Origin of the sequence: Micromonospora sp. LOL_021, from assembly GCF_048060215.1 — a bacterium.
Classification (GTDB): Bacteria; Actinomycetota; Actinomycetes; order Mycobacteriales; family Micromonosporaceae; genus Micromonospora_E.
Window position 1 is genome coordinate 1 of the sequence record NZ_JBHMIN010000059.1, and the last position, 24715, is coordinate 24715.

17 protein-coding genes and 1 pseudogene are annotated in these 24715 nt (G+C 71.8%); 13 read left to right on the forward strand and 5 right to left on the reverse strand.

Annotated elements, in window-relative coordinates:
* Window positions 1-80: 80 nt before the first annotated feature.
* The 6 genes from ACFHWT_RS27140 (at window position 81) to araA (ending at window position 7771) form a co-directional block, all read left to right on the forward strand.
* Window positions 81-1607, forward strand: coding sequence for a sugar ABC transporter ATP-binding protein (locus tag ACFHWT_RS27140; protein WP_416597522.1), 1527 nt, complete (start codon window positions 81-83; stop codon window positions 1605-1607).
* Window positions 1604-2761, forward strand: a complete 1158-nt coding sequence (locus tag ACFHWT_RS27145) for an ABC transporter permease (protein WP_416597523.1) — start codon at window positions 1604-1606, stop codon at window positions 2759-2761. The genes ACFHWT_RS27140 and ACFHWT_RS27145 overlap by 4 nt, the downstream gene beginning before the upstream one ends.
* Window positions 2758-3780 carry a galactofuranose ABC transporter, permease protein YjfF gene (gene yjfF / locus ACFHWT_RS27150; protein WP_416597524.1) on the forward strand — a complete coding sequence of 341 codons (1023 nt, stop codon included), beginning with the start codon at window positions 2758-2760 and terminating at the stop codon, window positions 3778-3780. The genes ACFHWT_RS27145 and yjfF overlap by 4 nt, the downstream gene beginning before the upstream one ends.
* 43 nt (window positions 3781-3823) lie before the next feature.
* Window positions 3824-5506, forward strand: coding sequence for a ribulokinase (gene araB, locus ACFHWT_RS27155; RefSeq protein ID WP_416597525.1), 1683 nt, complete (start codon window positions 3824-3826; stop codon window positions 5504-5506).
* Window positions 5506-6198: an L-ribulose-5-phosphate 4-epimerase gene (locus tag ACFHWT_RS27160; RefSeq protein ID WP_416597526.1), complete on the forward strand. Its 693-nt coding sequence runs from the start codon at window positions 5506-5508 to the stop codon at window positions 6196-6198. Before araB ends, ACFHWT_RS27160 begins: the two co-directional genes overlap by 1 nt.
* A gap of 76 nt (window positions 6199-6274) precedes the next feature.
* The gene (gene araA, locus ACFHWT_RS27165; RefSeq protein WP_416597527.1) at window positions 6275-7771 is read left to right on the forward strand and encodes an L-arabinose isomerase; all 1497 of its coding nucleotides are present in this window, start codon (window positions 6275-6277) and stop codon (window positions 7769-7771) included.
* A gap of 139 nt (window positions 7772-7910) precedes the next feature.
* On the opposite strand, the gene ACFHWT_RS27170 is transcribed toward araA, so the two are convergent.
* Both ACFHWT_RS27170 and ACFHWT_RS27175 read right to left on the reverse strand, forming a co-directional pair.
* On the reverse strand, window positions 7911-9173 hold the full coding sequence (locus ACFHWT_RS27170) for an APC family permease (RefSeq protein ID WP_416597528.1): 1263 nt from the start codon (window positions 9171-9173) through the stop codon (window positions 7911-7913).
* Window positions 9170-10012, reverse strand: coding sequence for an SURF1 family protein (locus ACFHWT_RS27175; RefSeq protein ID WP_416597529.1), 843 nt, complete (start codon window positions 10010-10012; stop codon window positions 9170-9172). Before ACFHWT_RS27175 ends, ACFHWT_RS27170 begins: the two co-directional genes overlap by 4 nt.
* Window positions 10013-10141: 129 nt before the next feature.
* Here ACFHWT_RS27175 and ACFHWT_RS27180 point away from each other — a divergent pair, with 129 nt between their 5' ends.
* Window positions 10142-11674 carry a cobyrinate a,c-diamide synthase gene (locus ACFHWT_RS27180; protein ID WP_416597530.1) on the forward strand — a complete coding sequence of 511 codons (1533 nt, stop codon included), beginning with the start codon at window positions 10142-10144 and terminating at the stop codon, window positions 11672-11674.
* Here ACFHWT_RS27180 and ACFHWT_RS27185 read toward each other — a convergent pair.
* Entirely contained in the window at window positions 11654-13717 is a 2064-nt protein-coding gene (locus ACFHWT_RS27185; RefSeq protein WP_416597546.1) for a transglycosylase domain-containing protein, read from the reverse strand. The two genes, ACFHWT_RS27180 and ACFHWT_RS27185, sit on opposite strands and share 21 nt — an antisense overlap.
* Window positions 13718-13899: 182 nt before the next feature.
* On the opposite strand from ACFHWT_RS27185, the pseudogene cobC reads away from it, so the two are divergent.
* From cobC to cobA, 3 genes and pseudogenes are all read left to right on the forward strand, one after another.
* Window positions 13900-14991, forward strand: a pseudogene (gene cobC, locus ACFHWT_RS27190) (Rv2231c family pyridoxal phosphate-dependent protein CobC); the annotation flags it as partial.
* 23 nt (window positions 14992-15014) lie between these two features.
* A complete protein-coding gene (gene cobT, locus ACFHWT_RS27195) occupies window positions 15015-16064 on the forward strand; it encodes a nicotinate-nucleotide--dimethylbenzimidazole phosphoribosyltransferase (RefSeq protein ID WP_416597547.1) in 1050 nt (349 codons plus the stop codon).
* Complete coding sequence (gene cobA / locus ACFHWT_RS27200) at window positions 16061-17296, forward strand: uroporphyrinogen-III C-methyltransferase (protein ID WP_416597531.1); 1236 nt, start codon at window positions 16061-16063, stop codon at window positions 17294-17296. The genes cobT and cobA overlap by 4 nt, the downstream gene beginning before the upstream one ends.
* A gap of 46 nt (window positions 17297-17342) precedes the next feature.
* Here cobA and otsB read toward each other — a convergent pair whose 3' ends face one another.
* A complete protein-coding gene (otsB, locus tag ACFHWT_RS27205; RefSeq protein WP_416597532.1) occupies window positions 17343-19952 on the reverse strand; it encodes a trehalose-phosphatase in 2610 nt (869 codons plus the stop codon).
* Window positions 19953-21350 carry an alpha,alpha-trehalose-phosphate synthase (UDP-forming) gene (locus tag ACFHWT_RS27210; RefSeq protein WP_123603184.1) on the reverse strand — a complete coding sequence of 466 codons (1398 nt, stop codon included), beginning with the start codon at window positions 21348-21350 and terminating at the stop codon, window positions 19953-19955.
* 360 nt (window positions 21351-21710) lie between these two features.
* Here ACFHWT_RS27210 and ettA point away from each other — a divergent pair, with 360 nt between their 5' ends.
* The 3 genes from ettA to ACFHWT_RS27225 all read left to right on the forward strand — a co-directional run bounded on the left by ettA (window position 21711) and on the right by ACFHWT_RS27225 (window position 24662).
* Window positions 21711-23387 (forward strand): energy-dependent translational throttle protein EttA, encoded by a 1677-nt coding sequence (gene ettA, locus ACFHWT_RS27215; protein WP_416597533.1) that lies wholly within the window; start codon window positions 21711-21713, stop codon window positions 23385-23387.
* An 82-nt stretch (window positions 23388-23469) separates the two neighbouring features.
* A complete protein-coding gene (locus tag ACFHWT_RS27220) occupies window positions 23470-23892 on the forward strand; it encodes an acyl-CoA thioesterase (protein WP_416597548.1) in 423 nt (140 codons plus the stop codon).
* Window positions 23892-24662 carry a hypothetical protein gene (locus tag ACFHWT_RS27225; RefSeq protein WP_416597534.1) on the forward strand — a complete coding sequence of 257 codons (771 nt, stop codon included), beginning with the start codon at window positions 23892-23894 and terminating at the stop codon, window positions 24660-24662. The genes ACFHWT_RS27220 and ACFHWT_RS27225 overlap by 1 nt, the downstream gene beginning before the upstream one ends.
* The last annotated feature ends 53 nt before the right edge of the window (window positions 24663-24715 follow it).

Here is a 24715-nt window from a genome sequence, read left to right on the forward strand (position 1 = left end):
CGCCGGCTCGTGCCCAGCATGCCGGATCAGACGTTGAAGCCGGCGGTGGCCGGACGCAGCGACAGCAGTGAGAGGTACGGATGACCGACGAGGCGCCGATCCTGGAGATGACCGGGATCGGCAAGACCTTCCCCGGCGTCGTCGCGCTCGACGACGTCGACTTCCGGATGTTCCCCGGCGAGGTGCACGCCCTGATGGGCGAGAACGGCGCCGGCAAGTCCACCCTGATCAAGGTTCTCACCGGGGTCTACGGGATCGACCGCGGCGAGATTTGGCTCGCCGGCCGGCAGGTCCGGTTCGCCGGCCCGCTGCAGGCCCAGCAGGCCGGGGTCAGCACCGTCTACCAGGAGGTGAACCTCTGCCCCAACCTGTCGGTGGCGGAGAACATCTTCATCGGCCGGGAGCCCCGTCGGTTCGGCACGATCAGGTGGGCCACGATGCGGCGCCGCTCGGCCGAGCTGCTGCACCGGCTGCACCTCGACATCGACGTGACGGCACCGCTGTCCAGCCACTCGCTCGCCGTACAGCAGATGGTCGCCATCGCCCGCGCGGTGGACATCTCGGCCAAGGTGCTCATCCTCGACGAGCCGACCTCCAGCCTGGACGCCTCCGAGGTGGAACAGCTGTTCGCGGTGATCCGCCAGCTCAAGGAGTCCGGGGTGGCGATCCTGTTCGTCTCGCACTTCCTCGACCAGGTCTACGAGATCGCCGACCGGATGACCGTGCTGCGCAACGGCCGGTTGATCGGTGAGTGGCCGGTCGCGCAGCTGAGCCAGCTGGAGCTGGTGGCCAAGATGATCGGCAAGGACCTCAGCGTGCTGGAGCAGCTCGACGGTGAGTCCAAGCCGGACCTGGCCACCCTGGAGGGCGGCCAGCCGGTGCTGGAGGCGACCGGACTCGGCCGGTCCGGGGCGATCGCCCCGTTCGACCTGACCATCCACGCCGGCGAGGTGGTCGGCTTCGCCGGGCTGCTCGGATCGGGACGTACCGAGGCGGCCCGACTGCTGTTCGGCGCCGACCGGGCGGAGCGGGGTCGGCTGAGCATCGCCGGTAGGCCGACGGCGCTGCGCGGCCCGCGGACCGGGATGGCCAACGGCATCGCCTTCTGCTCGGAGAACCGCCGGGCCGAGGGCGTGGTCGAGGACCTGACCGTACGGGAAAATCTGGTCCTCGCCATGCAGGCGGCCCGGGGGTGGGCCCGACCGATCCCGCGTCGCCGCCAGGACGAGCTGGTCGCCAAGTACATCGCCGCGCTGCAGATCCGCCCGGCCGACCCGGAGCTGCCGATCCGTAACCTGTCCGGCGGCAACCAGCAGAAGGTGCTGCTGGCCCGGTGGCTGATCACCGAGCCCAAGCTGCTCATCGTCGACGAACCGACCCGGGGGATCGACGTCGGCGCCAAGGCGGAGATCCAGCGCCTGGTGGTCGAGCTGGCCGGCGGCGGCATGGCGGTGCTGTTCATCAGCGCCGAGCTGGAGGAGGTCCTCCGGCTCAGCCACAAGATCGCGGTACTGCGGGACCGGCAGATGATCGACCAGCTCGCCAACGGTGCGGGCGTCGACGTGGACCGGATCATGCGGACCATCGCCGGGGAGGCGGCAGCATGAGCGACGCGCAGCGACGACTGACCGGCCTGGTCCGGCAGCGGCTGTTCTGGCCGGTGCTGATCCTGGTGGTGCTGCTGGTCAGCAACCTGTTCTTCACCCCGAGCTTCTTCTCCATCACGGTTCGCGACGGGCACCTGTACGGCTCGTTGATCGACATCCTGCGGGCCAGCACCCCGCTGGTCCTGGTCGCCGTCGGGATGACCGTGGTCATCGCCACCGGCGGCATCGACCTGTCCGTCGGCTCGGTGATGGCCATCTCCGGCGCGCTCGCCTGCCTGCACATCAGCGGTCTGGCCGACCAGAACAGCGTCGGCGGTGTGCTGTTCGCCGTCGCCCTGGCGCTCGGGCTCTCGATGCTGCTCGGCCTCTGGAACGGCACCCTGGTCGCCGCGATCGGCATCCAGCCGATCATCGCCACACTGATCCTGATGGTGGCCGGCCGAGGGCTGGCCCAGCTGATCACCGACGGGCAGATCATCAACGTCAACTCGGCGCCGTACAAGGTGATCGGTGCCGGCTACGCGTTCACCCTGCCGGTGTCGGTGCTCATCGTCGTCGCGGTGGTCACCGCCGCGGCGCTGCTGATCAGGCGCAGCGCGCTCGGCATGCTGGTCGAGTCGGTCGGCGGCAACCCGACCGCCAGCCGGCTGGCCGGCATCCGCGCCCGGCAACTCGTCATCCTGGCGTACGTCTTCGCCGGACTGTGCGCCGGCATCGCCGGACTCATCTTCAGCTCCAACGTCTCCAGCGCCGACGGCAACAACGCCGGCAATCTGATCGAGCTCGACGCGATCCTCGCCGTCGTCATCGGCGGTACCGCGCTCACCGGCGGCCGGTTCTCCCTCGCCGGCAGCGTCCTCGGCGCGGTGATCATCAAGGCGCTGGACATCACCATCTACACCATCGGCATCCCCAGCCAGGCGAACCTGCTGTTCAAGGCGGTCGTGGTCATCGTGCTGTGCCTGGCCCAGTCGTCGGCGTTCCGCGCCCGACTGGCCGGGATCACCCGCCGAGGCGGGCCCGCCCGACCGCCGGCAACCCCGCCCGGTTCGCCGCCCGGGAAGCGACCGGACGGCACCGGTGGCGGGCTGCCCCAGCAGGCCGGCCCGGCGGCGTCGGCAGAGGCGTCGGCAGAGGCGGAGGTACGGGCATGATCGACGTCAGCGACCCCCGGCAGGCGACGGCCACCGCGCCGACGCCGACCGTGCGCCCCCGGCGGTACCTGCCGCAGCAACGGCACCTGCCGGTGCTCGCCACGCTCACCCTGCTCGCCACCATGTACGGCCTCGGCGCGCTCAACTACACCGGGTTCGCCCAGCCGCAGATCCTGCTGAACGTCTTCGTCGACAACGCCTTCCTGCTGGTCGTCGCGGTCGGGATGACCTTCGTGATCCTCACCGGCGGCATCGACCTGTCGGTCGGCGCGGTGGTCGCCCTGACCACCGTCTGCGCCGCCGTACTGCTGCGCGAAGGCTGGCCGGCCGGTGTGGTGCTGCCGCTGGTCCTGCTCATCGGCACCACGCTCGGCCTGCTGATGGGTCTGATCATCCACTTCTTCGACATCCAGCCGTTCATCGTGACCCTCGCCGGGATGTTCTTCGCCCGGGGGCTCTGCCACCTGATCACCAGCGACTCGATCCCGATCACCGACGCGTTCTGGACCGCGGCGGCGCAACATCGGATCCGCTTCGGCGACGGCTACTTCATCTCGATCAGCGTGGTCATCGCGCTCGTCGTCGTGCTGATCGCCGCCTTCGTGCTGGCGTACACGCCGTTCGGTCGCAAGGTGTACGCGATCGGCGGCAACCCGCAGTCCGCGTTGCTGATGGGGCTGCCGGCCGGGCGGACCCGGATCGCCGTCTACACCATCAGCGGGTTCTGCGCGGCCCTCGGTGGCGTGCTGCTCAGCTTCTACATGCTCTCCGGCTACAGCCTGCACGCCCAGGGAATGGAACTCGACGCGATCGCCGCGGTGGTGATCGGCGGCACGCTGCTGACCGGCGGATCGGGGTACCTGCTCGGCACCGTCCTCGGCGTCGGGGTGCTCGGTCTCATCCAGACGATCATCGCCTTCCAGGCGGATCTGAGTTCCTGGTGGACGAAGATCGTCATCGGGGTGCTGCTGTTCGCCTTCATCATCCTGCAACGCCTGGTCACCCGGCGGCGCGGATGACTCACCATAGTGGCCAGGTAGGAATCCACCACAGGGAGAACGGGTGAACACCGACCAGTACACCATCGGCATCGACTTCGGCACCTTGTCCGGGCGGGCCGTCGTGGTCCGGGTCGCCGACGGCGCCGAAGCCGGCTCGGCGGTGCACGAGTACCGCAACGCCGTCATCGACCGGGCCCTGCCCACCAGCGGCAAACCGCTGCCGCCGGACTGGGCCCTGCAGGACCCGGAGGACTACCGGGACGTGCTGCGCCACGCCGTGCCGGCGGCACTCGCCGACGCCGGCGTGGATCCGGCACAGGTGATCGGCATCGCCACCGACTTCACCGCGTGCACGGTGCTGCCGACCCTGGCCGACGGCACCCCGCTGTGCCAGCTGCCCGAGTTGGCCGAGCGGCCGCACGCCTGGCCGAAGCTGTGGAAGCACCACTCGGCGCAGCCACAGGCCGACCGGATCAACGCCCTGGCCCACCAGCGCGGCGAGCCGTGGATCGGCCGGTACGGCGGCAAGATCTCCGCCGAGTGGCAGTTCGCCAAGGCGTTGCAGGTGCTGGAGGAGGACCCGGAGGTCTACGCCCGCACCGAGCGGTGGATCGAGGCCGCCGACTGGATCGTCTGGCAGCTGTGCGGCGCCGAGACCCGAAACGCCTGCACCGCCGGCTACAAGGGTATCTACCAGGACGGCCGGTACCCGGACCCGGCGTACCTGGCCGCGCTGCACCCCGACTTCGCCGACTTCGCGGCCACCCGGCTGGAACATCCGATCCTGCCGCTGGGCGCCCGGGCCGGCGGGTTGACCGCCGAGGCCGCCGGCTGGACCGGGCTGCCGGCCGGCATCGCGGTGGCCGTCGGCAACGTCGACGCGCACGTCACCCCGCCGGCGGCCGGCGCGGTCGCACCGGGACAGCTGCTCGCCGTGATGGGCACCTCGACCTGCCACGTGATGAACGGCACCGACCTGGTCGAGGTCCCGGGTATCTGCGGCGTCGTCGACGGCGGCATCACCGCCGGGGCGTACGGCTATGAGGCCGGCCAGTCCGGCGTCGGTGACATCTTCGCCTGGTTCGTCGACAACGGCGTACCGCCGGCGGTGCACGACGAGGCCGCGCGCCTCGGACTCAGCGTGCACGACCTGCTCACCCGGCAGGCCACCGAGCAGCCGGTCGGCGGGCACGGGCTGGTCGCCCTGGACTGGCACAGCGGCAACCGGTCGGTCCTGGTCGACCACCACCTGTCCGGGCTGATCGTCGGGCTGACCCTGGCCACCCGGCCGGACGAGATCTACCGGGCGCTGATCGAGGCGACCGCGTTCGGCACCCGGACCATCGTGGAGACGTTCGAACGGGCCGGGCTGCCGGTGACCGAGTTCGTCGTCGCCGGCGGGTTGAAACGAAACAAGCTGATCATGCAGATCTACGCCGACGTGCTGCGCCGGCCGGTCAGTGTGGCCAGCTCCGACCAGGCGCCGGCGCTCGGCTCGGCGATCCACGCGGCGGTCGCCGCCGGGGCGTACCCGGACGTGGTCACCGCCGCCGGGGTGATGGGCGCGGTGGAGACCGCCGTCTACCGCCCCGACCCCGACGCCGCCGCCGGCTACGACCGGCTGTACGCCGAGTACCAGCTGCTGCACGACCACTTCGGCACCGGTGCCGACAAGGCGATGCACCGGCTGCGGGACATCCGCAACGCCGCGCTCGCCCGCTCCGACCGGGAGGTATCCGCGTAATGACGACGACAACCGCCATCCACTCCGCCGAAATCGCCGCCGAGATCACCCGACTGCGCGCCGAGGTGTGCCGGCTGCACGAGCACCTGACCCGCTGGGGACTGGTCACCTGGACCAGCGGCAACGTCTCGGCCCGGGTGCCCGGCGCCGACCTGCTGGTGATCAAGCCGTCCGGGGTCAGCTACGACGAGCTCACCCCGGCGCACATGGTCGTCACCGACCTGGACGGCGCGCTGGTCGAGGGCGACTACGCGCCGTCGAGCGACACCGAGGCGCACGCGTACGTCTACCGGCACATGCCGTCCGTCGGCGGAGTGGTGCACACGCACAGCCCGTACGCCACCGCCTGGGCAGCCCGATGCGAGCCGATCCCGTGCGCGGTGACGGCGATGGCCGACGAGTTCGGCGGCGAGATCCCGGTCGGGCCGTTCGCGTTGATCGGCTCCGATGCGATCGGCCGGGGCATCGTCGAGACGCTGTCCGGCCACCGGTCACCGGCGGTGCTGATGCGCCAGCACGGCCCGTTCACCATCGGCGCGACCGCGAAGGCGGCGGTGAAGGCGGCGGTGATGTGCGAGGACGTGGCCCGCACCATCCACCTGGCCCGCCAGCTCGGTCCGGTCGAGCCGCTGCCGCAGGCGGCGGTCGACGCGCTGTACGAGCGCTACCAGAACGTGTACGGCCAGCGGTGAACCGCAGCCGGCAGAGATTGTCCAGATGGGACCGAGAAGTGTGGCACAGGGGGGATCCGTGGTGATGGAGGCATCGATGCGGTCGGCGCAGGTGTGGTTCCTGACCGGCAGCCAAGGGCTGTACGGTCCGGAGACGTTGCAGCAGGTGGCTGAGCAGTCCCAGGAGATCGCCCGGCGGTTGGACGACGCCGACGGGCTGCCGGTCAAGATCGTCTGGCAGCCGGTGCTGACCAGCCCGGAGGAGATCCTGCGGGTCTGCCTCGCCGCCAACGCCGAACCCGGCGTGGTCGGGGTGGTCGCCTGGATGCACACGTTCTCCCCGGCGAAGATGTGGATCTCCGGCCTGGACGCGCTGCGCAAGCCGCTGCTGCACCTGCACACCCAGGCGAACGTGACGCTGCCGTGGGCCGAGATCGACATGGACTTCATGAACCTGAACCAGGCCGCGCACGGCGACCGCGAGTTCGGCTACGTGCAGACCCGGCTCGGGGTGGCCCGCAAGACTGTCGCCGGGCACGTCAGCGACCCCCGGGTCGTCGGTCGGATCGCCGGCTGGGCGCGGGCCGCGATCGGCCACACCGAGCTGCGGTCACTGAAGCTGGCCCGGTTCGGCGACAACATGCGCAACGTGGCGGTCACCGAAGGCGACAAGGTGGAGGCACAGGTCCGGTTCGGCGTCTCGGTCAACACGTACGGGGTGAACGAGCTCGTCGAGGCGGTCGACGCGGTGCCGGACCCCGACGTCAAGGTCCTCGTCGACGAGTACGAGCAGCGGTACCGGGTGGACCCGGCACTGCGGGCCGGCGGCAACCGGCACGACTCGCTGCGCTACGCCGCCCGCATCGAGCTGGGTCTGCGCGGCTTCCTGACCGAGGGCGGCTTCCGGGCCTTCACCACCAACTTCGAGGATCTGGGCGGGCTGCGGCAGCTGCCCGGTCTGGCGGTGCAACGGCTGATGGCCGACGGCTACGGCTTCGGTGGTGAGGGCGACTGGAAGACCGCCGTACTGGTGCGCACCCTCAAGGCCATGTCCGTCGGCACCTCCGGTGGTACGTCGTTCATGGAGGACTACACCTACGACCTGACGCCCGGCGAGGAGCGGATCCTCGGGGCGCACATGCTGGAGGTCTGCCCGAGCATCGCCGCAGACACCCCGTCGTGTGAGATCCACCCGCTGAGCATCGGCGGCCGGGAGGACCCGGTTCGGTTGGTCTTCGACGCCGCACCCGGCCGGGCCGTCGTGCTCGGCATGGTCGACCTGGGCGAACGGTTCCGCCTGGTGGCCAACGAGATAGAGGTCGTGCCGCCGGCACAGCCGTTGCCGAAGTTGCCGGTGGCCCGGGCGGTGTGGCGCCCCGAGCCGGACCTGCCGACGTCGGCCGAGGCATGGCTGACCGCCGGCGGCCCGCACCACACCGTCCTCTCCCAGGCTGTCGGGGTGGACGAGTTGCACGACCTGGCCGAGATGACCGGCACCGAACTGGCGGTCATCGACGCCGATACGACGGTCCGGCGGTTCGCCGCCGAGCTGCGCTGGAGCCAGGCGTACCACCGGCTCGCCCGCGGCTTCTGACACCGCCGGTCCCGCTGCCGGGTGCTGGCGCCCCGGACAGCGGGACCGGTAGGTCCACGTCCGGCCGTCGAGGGAACCGTCATTGTCGTGAAACCGGCTCTGAGACAACCATGTGGGTTCCCTCGCTGCCGGGCACCGTTCAGCGGCGGGCGCGGACGCCGCGACCGGCCCACCAGACGACGACGCCGACAGCTACCACGGCCAGCCCGGTGAGCACAGCCGTGCCGGGCAGGGTGGCGGCCAGCAGCAGACAACCGGCGATTCCGACCACCGGCACGGCCTTCGGCAGTGCGCCCTCGTCACGGCGCAGGGTCAACGCGGCGGCGTTGGCCACCGCGTAGTAGATCAGTACGCCGAACGACGAGAAGCCGATCGCCTCGCGCAGGTCGGCCACACAGACCAGGGCGACCACCGCGACCCCGACCGCGATCTCCGCCCGGTGCGGCACCTGCCGCCGTGGGTGTACGGCGTCCAGCCCGGCCGGCAGATGCCGGCCCCGGGACATCGCGAACACGGTCCGGGACACCCCGAGGATCAACGCCAGCAGCGCGCCGAGCGCCGCCGTGGCCGCGCCGATGCGTACCACCGGGGTCAACCAGCCGGCACCGGCCTGGGACACGGCGGCGGCCAGCGGTGCCGGCGTGTCGGCCAGCCCGGCCGGGCCCAGCGCCCGCAGCGCGGCGACCGCGACCAGCGCATACACCGCCAGGGTGAGGCCCAGCGCGATCGGGATCGCCCGCGGGATGGTGCGCTGCGGGTCGCGGACCTCCTCGCCGAGGGTGGCGATCCGGGCGTAGCCGGCGAAGGCGAAGAAGAGCAGGCCGGCGCCCTGCAGCACGCTCCAACCATCGACCGGTCCGCCGCCCGCCGCGCCGACGACCGGACCGGTGCCGCCGAGCAGCCCGGCCACCACCACCGCCGCCAGCACCACCAGCACGACACCGACGATGATCCGGGTGGCCAGCGCCGACCGGTGCACGCCGAACAGGTTCAGCGCGGTGAGCGCGACCACCGCCGCGACCGCGACCGGCCGGGCGTACGCCGGTGCCAGGTAGCTGCCGACGGTGAGCGCCATCGCCGCGCACGAGGCGGTCTTGCCGACCACGAAACCCCAGCCGGCGAGGTGGCCCCAGAGGTCGCCGAGCCGCTGCCGGCCGTACACGTAGGTGCCGCCGGACTCCGGGTAGCGGGCGGCCAGCCGCGCCGACGACATCGCGTTGCAGTAGGCCACCACGGCGGCGACGCCGAGCGCGGCCAGCAGCCAGCCGCCAGCGGCGGCCGCCGCCGGGGCGAGCGCGGCGAACACCCCGGCGCCGATCATCGCGCCGAGACCGACGACCACCGCGTCGCCGGTGCCGAGCCGGCGGGCCAGGCTACCGGGCGTCGGGTCCGTCGAGCTCACCGTACGGCAGGCGAACGCCGGTCGACCGGGCCGGCACCGCCTCCGGCGCCTGCGGCCCGGTCACCGCTGGCGGCGGCCGGCCGCCGCCGGTTGTGTGCCTCGCGCCGGGCCAGCCAGCCGAAACCGGCCAGGGTCATCGCCGCGAAGATCCACCACTGGGCCACGTAGCCGCCGTTCTGCCAGCTGTTCTCGTGCCGGATCGGTACGGCGACGAAGACCGGGTCGGCCGGCGGATCCTGCTCCTGCAGCAGCACATAGCCGCCGTAGATCGGATAGGGCAACTCAGCGGCGAGTACCGGGGTGGCGATCCGCCGGGTCTGCAGCGTGCCGTCCTGGCGGGTCACCGAGCCGGACATCGGCTCCGGCTGGCGCAGCAGCCCGGTCACCCTCACCTCGCCGGGCGGTGCCGGCGGCACCGGCGGCGCGACGGCGAGCCCGGTGTCGTCCGGCGGGATCCAGCCCCGGTCGACCAGCACGGCGGAGCCGTCCGCAAGCACCAGCGGGGTGAGTACCTCGTAGCCGACCCGGCTGTTCACCGAACGGCTGCGGACCAGCACGTCGTTGTCGCTGTCGTAGCGCCCGACGGCGGTCACCCTGGTCCAGGTCGCCGAGTCCGGCGGCGCCTCGCCGGCCTGGCCGGGCGCCGGACCGGGGCGGCCGGCGGCCCGGGTCAGCTCGACCGGGGTCTGCTGCCCGGCGGCGTCGATCCGGTCGTTGACCGCGCTGCGCTGGTGGTAGCGGTCGAGCTGCCAGTTTCCCAGCTGAACCATCACCGCCGCGGCGGCCAGGGCCACCGCGAGGTAGCCCAGCCACCGGGGCGTCAGCAGGAACCGGTACACATGGCGGAGACTACCGGGTATCGTCTTGCGGCTGTTCCACCGATGCCGCCGGTGGCGGTCCGGCCGACCCCACCGGGCGTCCGTCGGGCCCGGGACCGCCCGCCACCCGTACGTACAGAGGAGTCGCAGATGCCGTCCCTGCCCCGCCTGGTGGTGAGCGCCCCCGCGTCCGGCCACGGCAAGTCGTCGGTGGCGATCGGCCTGCTGGCCGCGCTGCGGCACCGAGGGCTGAGCACCGCCGGGCTCAAGGTCGGGCCGGACCACACCGACGCCGCGTACCTGGGTGCCGCCGCCGGGCGTCCAGGCCGCAACCTGGACCCGATGCTGGTGGGCTCCGGGCGGATCGGTCCGCTGCTGGCGCATGGTGCGGCCGGAGCCGACATCGCCGTGGTCGCCGGGGCGATGGGGCTGTTCGACGGCCTCGGCAGCCGGCCGGACAGCCCGTCCACAGCCACCGTCGCCACCGCCGTGCGCGCCCCGGTGCTGCTGGTGGTGGACGCGGCGACGATGGGCCAGTCGGTGGGCGCGCTGGTACACGGCTTCCGGGCGTACGACGAACTGCTCTGGCTCGGCGGGGTGATCCTCAACCGGGTCAGCTCGGCGCGGCACGAACAGGTGCTCCGTACCGCGTTGGACGAGATCGGTGTGCCGGTGCTCGGCGCGCTGCACCGGGGCGAACTGCCGGCGGGGATTCCGCGCCCGGCCGGGGTGGTGCCGGTCGCCCACCACAGCATCGACACGGTACGGCTGATCCGCCGGCTCGGTGAGGCGGTGGACGCGGCCGTCGACCTGGACCTGGTGCTGGCGATGGCCCGGTCGGCGCCGCCGCTGCCGGTGCCGGAGTGGACCGCCGGGGACGCGTTGGCCGCCGAGGCCGAGGCGGCCGGGGTGCCGCCGGCACCGCTGCCGGCCCGGCGTCCGGTGATCGCGGTCGCCGGCACCGCTGAGCTGATCTACGGCTACGCGGAGACGGTCGAACTGCTCACCGCCGCCGGTGCCGCGGTGGTGCCGGTCGATCCGCTACGGGACGAGTCGTTGCCGGAGGCGACGGCGGCGCTGGTGCTGCCCGGCGGGCTGCCGGAGACCTACCTGCCGGAGTTGTCGGCGAACCGGGCGTTGACCCTCGCGGTGGCCGACCTGGCCCGGTCCGGTCGGCCGGTGCTGGCCGAGGGGACCGGGCTGCTCTGGTTGGTCCGGGAGTGTGACGGGCGGCCGATGGGTGAGGTGTTCGACGCGGCGGCGTCGACCACCGACCGGATGATCGTCGGCTATCGGGAGGCGACGTCGCGGGCGGCCACCCCGGTCGCGCCGCTCGGTGGTCGACTGATCGGCTACAAGCAGCACCAGATGGTGGTTTCCCCGCGTGCCGGGCACACCCCCGCATGGACGTGGGGCAACGGGGTGCCGGAGGGCTTCGTCTGGCGTCGGGTGCACGCCTCCCAGTTGACGCTGCACTGGGCGGGGGCACCGGAGATCGCCCGGCGACTGGTGGTCGCCGCCGCCGACGGCCGCCCCGGGCCCGGCTCCCCGGTCGGTGATCCCGGGCCGCCCGTGCCGCCGCATCCACCTGCGCCGCATCCGCCCGGGCCGCGGCCGCCGTCGGTCGGCGACGACGAGGACACCGAGCCGGTGCTGGTGTCCTCAACCGACGATCTCGGCTGACGGCGGGGTGAACTGGCGTACCGGCTTGTCCTTGAGGGCGTTCTTCAACGTGCCGGCGGCGGAGTCCACCGGCTTCTGCGACTGCCAGTCGCCGACCGCGTTGAACGGGTTGTCCGGGTCGGCGATGAAGCTGGCCACGGCGAGTTCCGGGGTGTAGCCGGTGAACCAGGCGGACCGGGTGCTGTCGGTGGTACCGGTCTTGCCGGCAACCGGGCGCCCCACCGCCTTGGCGACACCTTCGGCGGTGGCCCAGCCGCCGCAGCCGCCGGTGGCCGGGCGGTCACCGACCGGGCAGCGGGCGGCGTCGGTGGCGGCTCGGGCCACGTCGGGGGAGAAAACCGCCCGGCAGCGCGGGGTGGCCACCTCGACGTCCACCCCGGTCAACGCCCGGTAGGTGACCGGGGTACCGTCCGGGTTCTCCACCGCCAGCACCGGCGAGTCCTCGCAGTGGCTGCCGTCGGCGGCGATGGTGGCGTACGCGTTCGCCATCTCCAGCGGGGTCACGTCGGAGACGCCGAGGGTGAACGCACCCCACCTGCTGGCGTGCTCCGGTGAGGCGTTGCGCCGGTCGACATCGGTGCGCCAACGCAGCCCGAGCCGCTCGGCCATCTGCACCGCCTTCTCCGCGCCGACCTGCTGCAGCAGCCAGACGAAGTAGGTGTTGACCGACTTGCCGAAGCCGGACCACATGTAGTGGAAGCCGGCCATCGACCCGTCGGCGTTGCTGGGGCACCAGCGTCCGCCGCAGCTGCTGGTGCCCTGGCCGCCGTCGTAGATGGAGTTGATCCGGTGCGGCGCGTTGAACCCGGAGCGCAACGGCATCCCGGCGTCCAGCGCGGCCAGCATGGTGAACATCTTGAAGGTCGAGCCGGCCTGGTACCCGGGCAGGTCGCCGCCGCCGAGCAGCGGGGTCACCGTGTTCGGGTAGTTGCCTTTGACCTTCTCCCGCAGGTTGGGGTTGGAGTGCTGGCCGTTGTCGGCCTGGTCGAGTGAGTAGACCCGGTTGACCGCCATCGCCTTGACGTGGCCGGTGCCGGGTTCGACCGCCACCAGGCCGTGCGCGAACGGGCTGCCGATCGACTCCCGGGAGGTGACCTGCTCCTGGGCGACCTTCTGGGTCCCGGGGTCGAGGCTGGTGACGATCCGGTACCCGCCGGTGCGCAGGTTGGCCAGCCGCTCCGACGGGCTGTCGCCGAACGCCTTCTGGCTCATCCACCAGGATTTGAGGTAGTCGCAGAAGAAGCCCCAGTCGTTGTGCTCCTGCGGCACCGACACGCACTCGTTCGGCGGGGTGCTCAGGTTGAGCCGGATCGGTTCGGCCTTGGCCTGCTCGGCCGCGACCGGGGAGAGGTAGCCCAGGTCGGCCATTCGGTCGATGACGTAGTTGCGTCGCTCGGTGGCCGCGCTCTGGTCCGACGTCGCCGGGTCGTACTCCGACGGCGCCTTGACCAGTCCGGCGATCAGCGCGGCCTCGCTGGCGGTCAGCGCCTTCGGGTGTTTGGAGAAGAAGATCTCCGCGGCGGCGTAGATGCCGTACGCCCGGTGGCCGAAGTAGGCGGCGTTGAGGTACCGCTCCAGGATCTCCGGTTTGGACATCTGCTTCTCGAGCTCCATGGCGATCCGGATCTCCCGGATCTTGCGGCCGGGGGTCTGTGCCGTGGCCGCCTGCAGCTCCAGCGGGTTCTGAGCGGTCTGCTGCAGGGCGAGCCGGACGTACTGCATGGTCAGCGTGGAGCCGCCCTGGGACACCCCGCCGGCCTGCTGGTTGGCGACGAACGCCCGGGCGACGCCCTTCGGGTCGACGCCGGAGTGCTGGTAGAACCGGTTGTCCTCGGAGGCGACGATGGCCTGCTGGATGAACGGCGACATCTCGGTCAGCGGTACGTACTTGCGGTGTTCCTCGTAGAACATCGTCACCAGGGTCTTGCCGTCGGCGGCGTAGACGTACGACGTCTGGGCCGGCTGGGCGTCGTGCAGCTCGCTGGGGATCTGGTCGATCGCCTTGGTGCTGGCGATGATGCCGAGGCCGGCGACGGCGGCCATCGGGTACGCGGCGGCGGCGACCACGACACCGGCGATCAGACCGGCCCGGAGCAGTTGGATGAGGCGGCCACGGCGAGCGGGATGGCGGGTGCGTTTTCTCACGGCCCAAAGCTAAGCCGGACAGCCACAAAAAGTGACCAAAAGGATTAAAACCATAAGACGAATCGTGTCACAAGCGTCACCCTTCGTCGATTTCATCTCGCCCGCCCGGCATGATCGCCACCATGCAGGAGTACGATCTCGGGCACCACGGCGACGTCGAGGCCACCCCCGGCCTGATCGACCTGGCGGTCAACGTCCGCGTCGGCGAACCGCCGCGCTGGCTGACCGAACCGGTCCGAGCCAGTCTGCGCGATCTTGCCCGCTACCCCGACCAGCGGGCCGCTGTCGCGGCCGTCGCCGCCCGGCACCGCCGGCCCGCCAGCGAGGTGCTGCTCACCGCCGGCGCCGCCCAGGGCTTCGTACTGATCGCCCAGGCGCTGCGCGGCGCCCGCCGCCCAGTGGTGGTGCACCCGCAGTTCACCGAGCCGGAAGCCGCCCTGCGCAACGCCGGGCACCGCGTCGACCGGGTGCTGCTGTCCGCCGACACCGGCTTCACCCTCGACCCCGGCCTCGTCCCGCCCGACGCGGACCTGGTGCTCATCGGCAACCCGACCAACCCCACGTCGGTGCTGCACCCCGCCGAGACGGTCGCCGCGCTCACCCGACCCGGCCGGGTCGTCGTCGTCGACGAGGCGTTCGCCGACACCACCTGCGCCGCCGGCGTACCGGGCGAACCGCAGTCGCTGGCCGACCGACGCGACCTGCCCGGACTCGTCGTGGTGCGCAGCCTGACCAAGACCTGGGGACTGGCCGGGTTGCGGATCGGCTACCTGCTCGGCCCGGCACCGCTGCTGCGCCGGCTCGCCACTGCGGCGCCGCTGTGGCCGGTCGCCACTCCGGCGCTGGTCGCCGCCGAGATGTGCGCCAGCCGCCGTGCGGTAGGCGCCGAACGCCGGTTCGCCGCCGCGCTCGCCGCCGAGCGCGCCCACCTGGTCCGACGGCTCGCCGAACTGCCCGGGGTCACCGTGGCCGGCACCCCGGCCAGCGCTTTCGTCCTGATCCACGTCGTCGGCGCGCAGCGGGTGCGGCACCGGCTGCGTGCGCGGGGTTACGCGGTACGTCGCGGTGACACGTTTCCCGGGCTGGGTGTCGACTGGCTGCGGATCGCGGTACGGGACACTGCCACCACCGACGCCTTCGTCTCCGTATTGTCGACCACCCTGGAGGACTGATGCCCGACGGCCCGACCGGTGCACTGATCGAGGCGACCCTGGCGCAGGTCCAGCCACCGGACGACGACGCGATGACTCAGGCCCGGGCACTGCACGCCCGGCTGACCAAGCCGGCCGGCTCACTCGGCGCGCTGGAGGCGCTCTCGGTGCGGCTCGCCGGCCTCGCCGCGGCCTGCCCGCCACCGCTGCCCGAGCCCGGCGCGGTGGCCGTCTTCGCCGCCGACCACGGGGTGCACCGGCAGCAGGTCACCCCCTGGCCGCAGGAGGTCACCGCACAGATGGTGACCAACTTTCTGGCCGGCGGTGCGGTGGTGAACGCCTTCGCCCGGCAGATGGGGGCCAGCGTCACCGTGGTCGACGTGGGCGTGGCCGCGCCGCTGGAGCCCGCCGACGGGCTCGTGTCGGCCCGGGTACGCCCCGGCACCGCCGACCTGTCCAGCGGGCCGGCGATGACCGTCGACGAGGCCCGTACGGCCATCGAGGTGGGTATCCGGGTCGCCGGCGACCTGCACGATTGTGGCGCCGCCAGCCTGCTCACCGGTGACATGGGGATCGCCAACACCACCGCGGCGGCGGCCCTGATCGCCGGCTTCACTGGTGCGGCGGCGGCTGACGTCACCGGTCGGGGCACCGGAATCGACGAGCAGACGTACCAGCGGAAGGTGTCGGTGGTGGACGCGGCGCTGCGCCGGCACCGGCCGGACCCGGCCGACCCGGTCGATGTGCTGGCCGCCCTCGGCGGGTTGGAACACGCCGCGCTCTGCGGCTTCCTGCTCGGCGCCGCCGCCCGGCGGATCCCGGTGATCCTGGACGGGGTCAGCGCGGTGGCCGCCGCGCTGGCCGCGGCGGCCCTGGCCCCGCACGCCACCGCCGCGATGGTCGCCGGGCACCGTTCGGTGGAGCCGGGGGCTACCGTTGGGCTGCGCCAGCTCGGCCTGCACCCCCTGGTCGATCTGGAGCTGCGCCTGGGAGAGGGCACCGGCGCCCTGCTCGCCTGGCCGATGGTGGCCAGTGCGGTCCGGGTCCTGCACGAGGTGGCCACCTTCGACGCGGCGGGAGTTTCCGAGAAGTGAACCTCTACCCACTGGGGCTGCGGCTGGACGGCCGGCGGGTGCTGGTGGTCGGCGGCGGCGCGGTCGCCACCCGGCGGGTGCCGGCGTTGCTGGACGCCGGAGCCGACGTGCTCGTCGTGTCACCCGAGCTGACTCCGGCGTTGCACGGGCTGGTCACCGCCGGGCGGCTGGGCTGGCGGCAGCGGCGGTTCCAGCCCGGTGACCTCGACGGGGCCTGGCTGGTCCAGGTCGCGGTCGACGACCCGGCGGCGGCGGCCGAAGTCAGCGCCGCCGCCGAGCCCCGGCGGGTGTTCTGCGTACGGGCCGACGACCGGACCGAGGCGACCGCCTGGACCCCGGCGGTGACCCGGCACGGCCCGGTGACCGTGGCGGTGCTCGGCGGCGGCGACCCGCAGCGGGCGGTCCGGGTCCGGGACGCGATCGACCAGCGGCTGGCCGACGGCACCATCCCGGTCGCCGGCACCATCGGGACGGCACCGGCCACCGCCGGCGCCGGCCCGACCGGCCGGGTGGTCCTGGTCGGCGCCGGCCCCGGCGACCCGGAACTGATCACCGTGAAGGGCCGCCGCATGCTCGCCGAAGCCGACGTGGTGGTCGCCGACCGGCTGGTGCCCGGGCTGCTGCTGGACGAGCTGCCCGCCCGGGTCGAACTGGTCGACGCCGCGAAGATCCCGTACGGCCCAGCCGCCGCCCAGGAGGAGATCAACCGGATCCTGGTGGACCGGGCCCGGACCGGATCCACAGTGGTCCGCCTCAAGGGCGGCGACCCGTACGTCTTCGGTCGGGGCGGCGAGGAACTGCTGGCCTGCGTCGAGGCGGGCGTACCGGTGTCGGTGGTGCCCGGTGTGAGCAGTTCGGTCGCGGCACCCGCCGCCGCTGGTATCCCGGTCACCCACCGGGGGGTGGCCCACGAGTTCACCGTGGTCTCCGGCCACCTGCCGCCGGGGCACCGGCTGTCGCTTGTGGACTGGCCGGCGCTCGCCCGGCTGCGCGGCACCCTGGTGGTGCTGATGGGGCTGAAGAACCTGCCGGCGATCGCCGAGACGCTGCTCGCCAACGGCCGTGCCGCAGACACCCCGGCGGCGGTGGTGCAGGAGGCGACCACCGGTGCCCAGCGGGCGCTGACGTCGACCCTGGGTGCCGTGGCCGGCGAGGCCGCCGCCGCCGGACTGCGGCCGCCGGCCGTGGTGGTCGTCGGCGACGTGGTCGGCGCACTGGATCCGGCCGACTGAGTGGTCCGGCGCGCCGGGGGAGCGGCGCGCCGGACCAGCCCTGGTTTCAGAGCTTGAGCATGTCGTCCAGCAGCAGCGCGCACCGGATCAGCCCCAGATGGCTGTACGCCTGGGGATGGTTGCCCAGCCCACGTTCGGCGAGCGGATCGTACTGCTCGGGCAGCAGACCGGTCGGGCCGGCGGTGTCGATCATCTGCTCGAACAGCTCCTCGGCGTCACCGCGCCGCCCGGTGCGCAGGTATGCCTCGATCAGCCAGGCGGTGCAGATGTGGAACCCGCCCTCCCGGCCGGGCAACCCGTCGTCCCACCGGTAGCGGTACACCACCGGGCCGCTGCGCAGGTCCGCCTCCACTTTGAGCACCGTGGCGAGGAACCGCGGGTCGTCGTCGGGCAGCAGCCCGGACAGCCCGATCCACAGCGAGGAGGCGTCCATCTCCTCGTCGCCGTAGGCGACCGTGTACGCGCCGGCCTTGGCGTGCCAGCCGTGTTCCAGCACGTTGCGGCCGATCCGGTCGCGCAGCTCGACCCAGTCCGGCCGTTCGCCGCCGCCGTGCCGGCCCGCCATCCGCAGCGCCCGGTCCACCGTCATCCAGCACATGACCTTGGAGAAGACATGGTGCCGGGGAGCGAGCCGGGCCTCCCACAGGCCGTGGTCCGGCTCGTGCCAGCGGCGTTCGACCGCCTGCACCATCGCCTCCAGCACCCGCCACTCGTCGTCGTGCACCGAACCACGGGCGTCGGCGACCACCGCGAGCAGGTCGGCGATCGGCCCGAACACGTCGAGCTGCAGCTGGTGGTTGGCCAGGTTGCCGACCCGCACCGGGCGGGAGCCGGCGTAGCCGGGGAGGGTGTCGATGACCGCCTCCGCGCCCAGCTCCAGACCCTCCACCGTGTAGAGCGGGTGCAACCGCTCCGGGTGGCCGCCGGTGCGCTCGACGCAGCCGTCCACCCAGCGCAGGAACGCCTCGGCCTCGGTCAGCGAGCCCAAGTCGACCAGCGCCCGGGCGCTCATCGCCGCGTCCCGCAGCCAGCAGTACCGGTAGTCCCAGTTGCGTACCCCGCCGAGCTCCTCGGGTAGTGAGGTGGTCGCGGCGGCGAGGATCGACCCGGTCGCCTCGTGGCACAGCCCCCGCAGGGTGAGCGCGCTGCGGGCGACCAGCTCCCGGCCGGTGTTCGGCAGCTGCAGCTGTCGGACCCACTCCCGCCACGGCTGTTCGGCGGTGGACTGGCGCTGTTGCACGGTGACGGTGTGGTGTTCCAGGCTGTGCGAGCCGAACCGCAGCTCCATGGTGAGCATGCCGTCGAGCGCGGCCAGGTCGACCAGGGCACAGGCGGTTTCCCGACCGCCGTCGTCGACGACCTTCCACTCCACCCCGGGGGAGTAGAGCGCCACCGGCTCGTTGGAGCCGAGCACCAGCAGCCCGTCACCGAGCGGCTGCAACTGCACGGCCACCTGGCCGAACTCGGGGCGCGGTGCGAACTCCAGCTGTGCCTGCCCGGTGCCGGTGAGCACTCGGACCAGGGTGGAGTCGGCGCCCGGTAGCACGGTGTCGCCGGCGGAGGACTCGGCCGGCGGATGGTCCAGCCAGTCGGTGACGGTCAGCCCCGACCAGCGGGTCTCCACGGTCATCGTGCCGGGCCGGTAGCGCTGCCCCAGCGGGAACCCGCCGCGGGCCGGTGCGACGGCGAAGTGCCCGGCCGGTGCGCCGCCGAGCAGATCGGCGAAGATCGCCGACGAGTCCGGTTTGGGATGGCAGAGCCAGGTCACCTTGGCGTCCGGGGTGAGCAGCGCGATGGTCCGGCCGTTGGCCAGCATCGAGTGGCGTTCGATCGGCACCGCGTGCTCGCCGTAGAGCCAGTTGCGCCGGGTCTCCAGCAGGACGCCGAGCACCCGGGCGGCGTCGATCGGTTCGGCGACCCGGAACGGTGCGCGGGTGTCGCCGTCGCCGATCTTGATGCCGACGTCCGGGCCGTGCAGGTTGGCGAAGGCGCTCTCGTCGGTGATCGAGTCGCCGATGAACAGCACGCCGCTGGCCGATGTCTGGGTGCGGATCTGGTCCAGGGCGGTGCCCTTGTCGGTGGCGACCACCGACAGTTCGACGACTTCCTTGCCCTGGGTGACGGTGACGTCGGGCCAGGCGGCCGGTCCAGTGTTGACCCCCGCGACGACCGCTTCGGCGACCGCCGGATCAGCGCCCCGGGTATGCACCGCGACGCTGGCCGGCTTGACCTCCAGCCGTACCCCGGGCTGGTCTTTGATCAGCTGCCGTAGCTCCCGCTTGAGCTGGGAGTGCACCTGCAGTTGCTCGGGGGCCAGCCGTTCGACGAAGCCGATGTCGAACTCGGACCCGTGGCTGCCGACCAGATGGACCTCGCTGGGCAGCCGGGAGAGCGCGGCGAGGTCGCGCAGCGCCCGGCTGGAGACCACCGCGACGGTGGTCTGTGGCAGCGCGGCCAGCGCCCGCACCGCCGCGACCGACTCCGGTAGCGGCACGGCTCTGGTCGGGTCCTCGACGATCGGTGCGAGGGTGCCGTCGTAGTCGCAGGCCACCAGCAGTATCGGCATCCGGGCGATCCGCCCGATCGCCGCGCGCAGCTCGGGATCGATCTGATCCGCGGCCGCGCGTACGTCCCCGTCAAGGACGGACGTTCTCATTCATTCCTCCGTCTCGGGCACACCGAGTTCTGTGAGGAAGGAGCGGGCCCAGTGGCCGACGTCATGGGTCCGCAGATGGCGCTGCATGATCCGCATCCGCCGCCGGGCCTCGGAACTGTCGACGTGCACCGCCCGCAACAGGGCATCCTTGACGCCGTCCGGGTCGTGCGGGTTGCACAGGAACGCTTGACGCAGCTCCGTTGCCGCGCCGGCGAACTCACTGAGCACGAGGGCACCGCCGGTGTCGGCGCGGGCCGCGACGTACTCCTTGGCCACCAGGTTCATTCCGTCTCGCAGTGGTGTCACCATCATCACATCGGCCGCGCGGTAGAGCGCGGCGAGTTCACTGCGACTGTACGACTGGTGCAGGTAGTGCACGGCGGGCACACCCACCCGGCCGAATTCACCATTAATCCGGCCAACTTCGCGCTCAACCTTGACCCGAAGTGCCTGGTAGTGCTCGACCCGCTCGCGGCTGGGGGTGGCAACTTGCACCATAACCGCGTCCGGAACTGTCAGCTTTCCGTCAGCAAGAAGTTCCCGGAACGCTTTCAGCCTGAGTTCGATCCCCTTGGTGTAGTCGAGCCGGTCCACCCCGAGGATCACCGTCTTCGGATCCCCCAGCTCGGCGCGGATCTGTTTGGCCCGCGCCTCCACCGTCGCGTCGTGGGCCATCCGTTCCATCTCCGGAACGTCGATCGAGATCGGGAAGGCGCCCGCCTTGACCTTACGGCCGTCGACCTGAATCATCTGGCCCTCGTACCGCAGCCCGAGCAGGTGGCGGGCCAGCCGGACGAAGTTCTGCGCGGCCAGCCGCTGCTGGAAACCGACCAGGTCGGCACCGAGCAGCCCACGCAGGATCTCGGCGCGCTGCGGCATCTGCATGAACAGCTCGATCGGCGGGAACGGGATGTGCAGGAAGAAGCCGATCCGCAGATCCGGGCGGATCTCCCGGAGCATGGCCGGCACCAGCTGCAGCTGGTAGTCCTGCACCCACACCGTGGCGCCCTCGTCGGCGACCTCCGCGGCGGCCTCGGCGAACCGGGCGTTGACCACCCGGTACGCCTCCCGCCAGCGGCGCTTGAACGCCGGCGTCTCGACGGCGTCGTGGTACAGCGGCCAGATGGTGGCGTTGGACTGACCTTCGTAGTACCGTTCCAGCTCTTCGGCGCTCAGCGGGACGGGGTGCAACCGGATGCCTTCGAGGTCGAAGGGCTCCGGCGCCGCACCGGCACCACCGGCCCAGCCGACCCAGGTGCCCTGGTGCGCGGCGAGCACCGGGTGCAGGGCGGTCACCAGACCGCCGGGGCTGCGCCGCCACTGGCGACCTTCCGGCGTGGTCACCTCGTCCACCGGCAGGCGGTTGGCGACCACTACGAACGAGCTCCGAACCGTCACGTTCCGTACACCTCCGGTGATTACGGGACCGCCATGAGCGTACTGTGCGGGCCAGACGGGCGGACCCCCCGTCCCCCTCTTGGTGCCCAGCTGATCAGGACATCGAAACCCGGCCGGGCGCAATGAGGCAGGTAACACCGGCGCGAAGATCCCGGCCGTCCGGTGGGGTGAGGTGCGGCTGGGGCGTCGGACCTGTCAGGATTGACAACGGCGTACGCACCGATCGGACCGTCGTATTGCGCACGACCGCGTACCGCGTACCACCCGCAGCCGCTCCGGTCGGTGCCGGCGGCCGGTACGCGGGGTCGTGACCTGCCCGTACCGACGGGTCCCACGAGAGTTCTGGAGGTAGGCCGCACCGTGGCCCAGTTCATCTACGTCCTGGAAAAGGCGCGCAAGGCGCACGGCGACAAGGTCGTGCTGGACAACGTGACGCTCAACTTCCTGCCGGGTGCCAAGATCGGTGTGGTCGGCCCGAACGGCGCCGGCAAGTCCAGCCTGCTGAAGATCATGGCGGGCATGGACCGGCCGAGCAACGGCGACGCCCGGCTGATGCCCGGCTACACCGTCGGCATGCTCGCCCAGGAACCGCCGCTCAACGACGCGAAGACGGTGCTCGGCAACATCGAGGAAGCGGTCGCCGAAACCAAGGCGAAGCTGGAGCGGTTCAACAAGATCGCCGAGCAGATGGCCACCGACTACTCCGACGAGCTGATGACCGAGATGGGTCAGCTGCAGGAGGAGCTGGACCACGCGGACGCCTGGGACATCGACTCCAAGCTCGAACTCGCGATGGACGCGCTGCGCTGCCCGCCACCGGACGCCGAGGTGACCCAGCTCTCCGGCGGTGAACGGCGTCGCGTCGCGCTGTGCAAACTGCTGCTCGAGGCGCCGGACCTGCTGCTGCTCGACGAGCCCACCAACCACCTGGACGCGGAGAGCGTGCACTGGCTGGAGCAGCACCTGGCCAAGTACGCCGGCACCGTGATGGCGATCACCCACGACCGCTACTTCCTGGACAACGTCGCCAACTGGATTCTCGAGCTGGACCGCGGCCGGACCTATCCGTACGAGGGCAACTACTCCACGTACCTGGAGAAGAAGGCCGCCCGGCTGGCGGTCGAGGGTCGTCGCGACGCCAAGCTGAAGAAGCGCCTCGGCGAGGAGCTGGAATGGGTCCGGTCCAACGCCAAGGCGCGCCAGACCAAGTCCCGGGCCCGGCTGGACCGTTACGAGGAGATGGCCAGCGAAGCGGAGAAGACCCGCAAGCTGGACTTCGAGGAGATCCAGATCCCGCCGGGGCCACGGCTGGGCAACACTGTCATCGAGGCGGTGAACCTGAAGAAGGGCTTCGGCGACCGGGTCCTGATCGACAACCTGAGCTTCTCGCTGCCGCGCAACGGCATCGTCGGCATCATCGGTCCGAACGGCGTCGGTAAGACCACGCTGTTCAAGACGATCGTCGGGCTGGAGCAGCCGGACAGCGGCCAGGTCCGGGTCGGCGAGACCGTGCAGCTGTCGTACGTCGACCAGAACCGCTCCGGCCTGGACAGCAGCAAGACGGTCTGGGAGGTGGTCTCCGACGGGCTGGACCATCTGATGGTCGGCAAGGTCGAGATGCCGTCCCGGGCGTACGTGGCCGCGTTCGGCTTCAAGGGCCCCGATCAGCAGAAGCCGACCAAGGTGCTGTCCGGTGGTGAACGTAACCGGCTCAACCTGGCGCTCACCCTGAAGATCGGCGGCAACGTCATCCTGCTCGACGAGCCGACCAACGACCTCGACGTGGAGACGCTGTCCAGCCTGGAGAACGCGTTGCTGGAGTTCCCCGGCTGCGCCGTGGTCATCTCCCACGACCGGATGTTCCTGGACCGGGTCGCCACGCACATCCTGGCCTGGGAGGGCGACGACACCAACCCGGCCAAGTGGTTCTGGTTCGAGGGCAACTTCGAGGCGTACGAGAAGAACAAGATCGACCGGCTCGGCGCGGAAGCGGCCCGACCGCACCGGGTGACCTACCGCAAGCTGACCCGTGACTGATGCGGCACTGGCCGGGGCCTCGTCGACGACCGGCGAGGTCCCGGCCGCCGGCGGTGGCCGGCGTTACACGTTCCACGCCGCGCTGCGCTGGTCCGACCTCGACGCGTACGGGCACGTCAACAACGCCCGGTTCCTGACGCTGTACGAGGAGGCCCGGGTCGCGCTGATGTTCTCCGGCGGGCGGGCCTGGGGCGTCGGTTCGTTCGCCGACGGGGTGCTGATCCACCGGCACGAGGTCGACTACCTGCGTCCGGTCGACTACCGGATGGGCCGGTCGACCGCCGACCAGGCGCCGACCGTCCGGATCGAACTCTGGATCGAACAGGTGCGCCCGTCCCGGTTCACGGTCGCCTACGAGATGTTCGACGGTGAGCTGCTGGTCAGCCGGGCCCGTTCGGTGCTGGTGCCGTTCGACCTGGAGCAGGGGCGGCCGCGTCGGCTGACCGAGGCGGAGCGGGCCTTCCTGCTGCCGTACGTCCGACCGGCCGACGCCGCCGAGGCATGATGGCCGGCCGTACACCCCGGGCCGACCCGGCGTCGGCCGGTCACCGGCTGACCGGGCTGACCGACGCCGGCGCGTTCCTGGCCCGGCTGGTCCGGCTGGACCCCGACGCGCCGGTCCGGCTGCGGTCGGCCGGCCGGGACCGCACCGAACTCTGGGCCCGTTTGCCGTGGGCGGTCCTGGTGCAGCGGACCGTGGCGGGGCCCGGCCCGGGGGACGCCACGGTGTCCGCCGCAGAGCTGCTGGCCCGGCTGACGGCGGTCCCCACCGGGTTGCCGCCGCGCCGGGACAGCGCGTGGCGGTGGCCGTTGCCGCCCGGCCCGGCGCGGGCCGTCGAGGTGGTGCCAGCGGCCGATCTGCGCCGGGTCGCGGTGGCGGCGGCCGGTACCCTGCGGGCCGCCGAGACGCAGGGCGTCGGTGGACGGGCGGTGGGCCAGCGGGCGGTACGGGACGCCCTGCTCGACCACGTGGCCGTGGTGGTGACCGACGACGGTCCGACCGGCGAGCGGATCGAGATCCGCCAAGGGCTGGTGCAGGCGGTGGCCCGGATGGGCTTTCTCGGCACGACCGAGGGGCCGGTCGGCCGACCGGAGCCGGTCGACTGTCGGGACCGGACCGACCTGCCGGGCCGCCCCGTGGATCCACCTCAAGCGGTGGTACGGGTCAGGACAGTAGGCAATTGGGTAGCACTTGATGCGCCGTTCGGGGTTGCCTGGACACAAAGAGTTAACAATCTTGCACTCACGCCGACGATCACTCAGCCGAAAGTATGATGCTCCCTCATCCCTCTGGTTCGGGGGGTCCGTTGGGGGGGTGCCTAGGAACG

What these genes read in the sequence shown, in the direction of transcription:
- araA (WP_416597527.1), top strand. Translation starts at nt 6,275, where the DNA reads ATGCGGTCGGCGCAGGTGTGGTTCCTGACCGGCAGCCAAGGGCTGTAC.
- ACFHWT_RS27145 (WP_416597523.1), top strand. Translation starts at nt 1,604, where the DNA reads ATGAGCGACGCGCAGCGACGACTGACCGGCCTGGTCCGGCAGCGGCTG.
- ACFHWT_RS27140 (WP_416597522.1), top strand. Translation starts at nt 81, where the DNA reads ATGACCGACGAGGCGCCGATCCTGGAGATGACCGGGATCGGCAAGACC.
- ACFHWT_RS27160 (WP_416597526.1), top strand. Translation starts at nt 5,506, where the DNA reads ATGACGACGACAACCGCCATCCACTCCGCCGAAATCGCCGCCGAGATC.
- ACFHWT_RS27225 (WP_416597534.1), top strand. Translation starts at nt 23,892, where the DNA reads ATGGCCGGCCGTACACCCCGGGCCGACCCGGCGTCGGCCGGTCACCGG.
- yjfF (WP_416597524.1), top strand. Translation starts at nt 2,758, where the DNA reads ATGATCGACGTCAGCGACCCCCGGCAGGCGACGGCCACCGCGCCGACG.
- otsB (WP_416597532.1), bottom strand. Translation starts at nt 19,952, where the DNA reads ATGAGAACGTCCGTCCTTGACGGGGACGTACGCGCGGCCGCGGATCAG.
- ACFHWT_RS27185 (WP_416597546.1), bottom strand. Translation starts at nt 13,717, where the DNA reads ATGGCCGCCGTCGCCGGCCTCGGCATCATCGCCAGCACCAAGGCGATC.
- ACFHWT_RS27180 (WP_416597530.1), top strand. Translation starts at nt 10,142, where the DNA reads ATGCCGTCCCTGCCCCGCCTGGTGGTGAGCGCCCCCGCGTCCGGCCAC.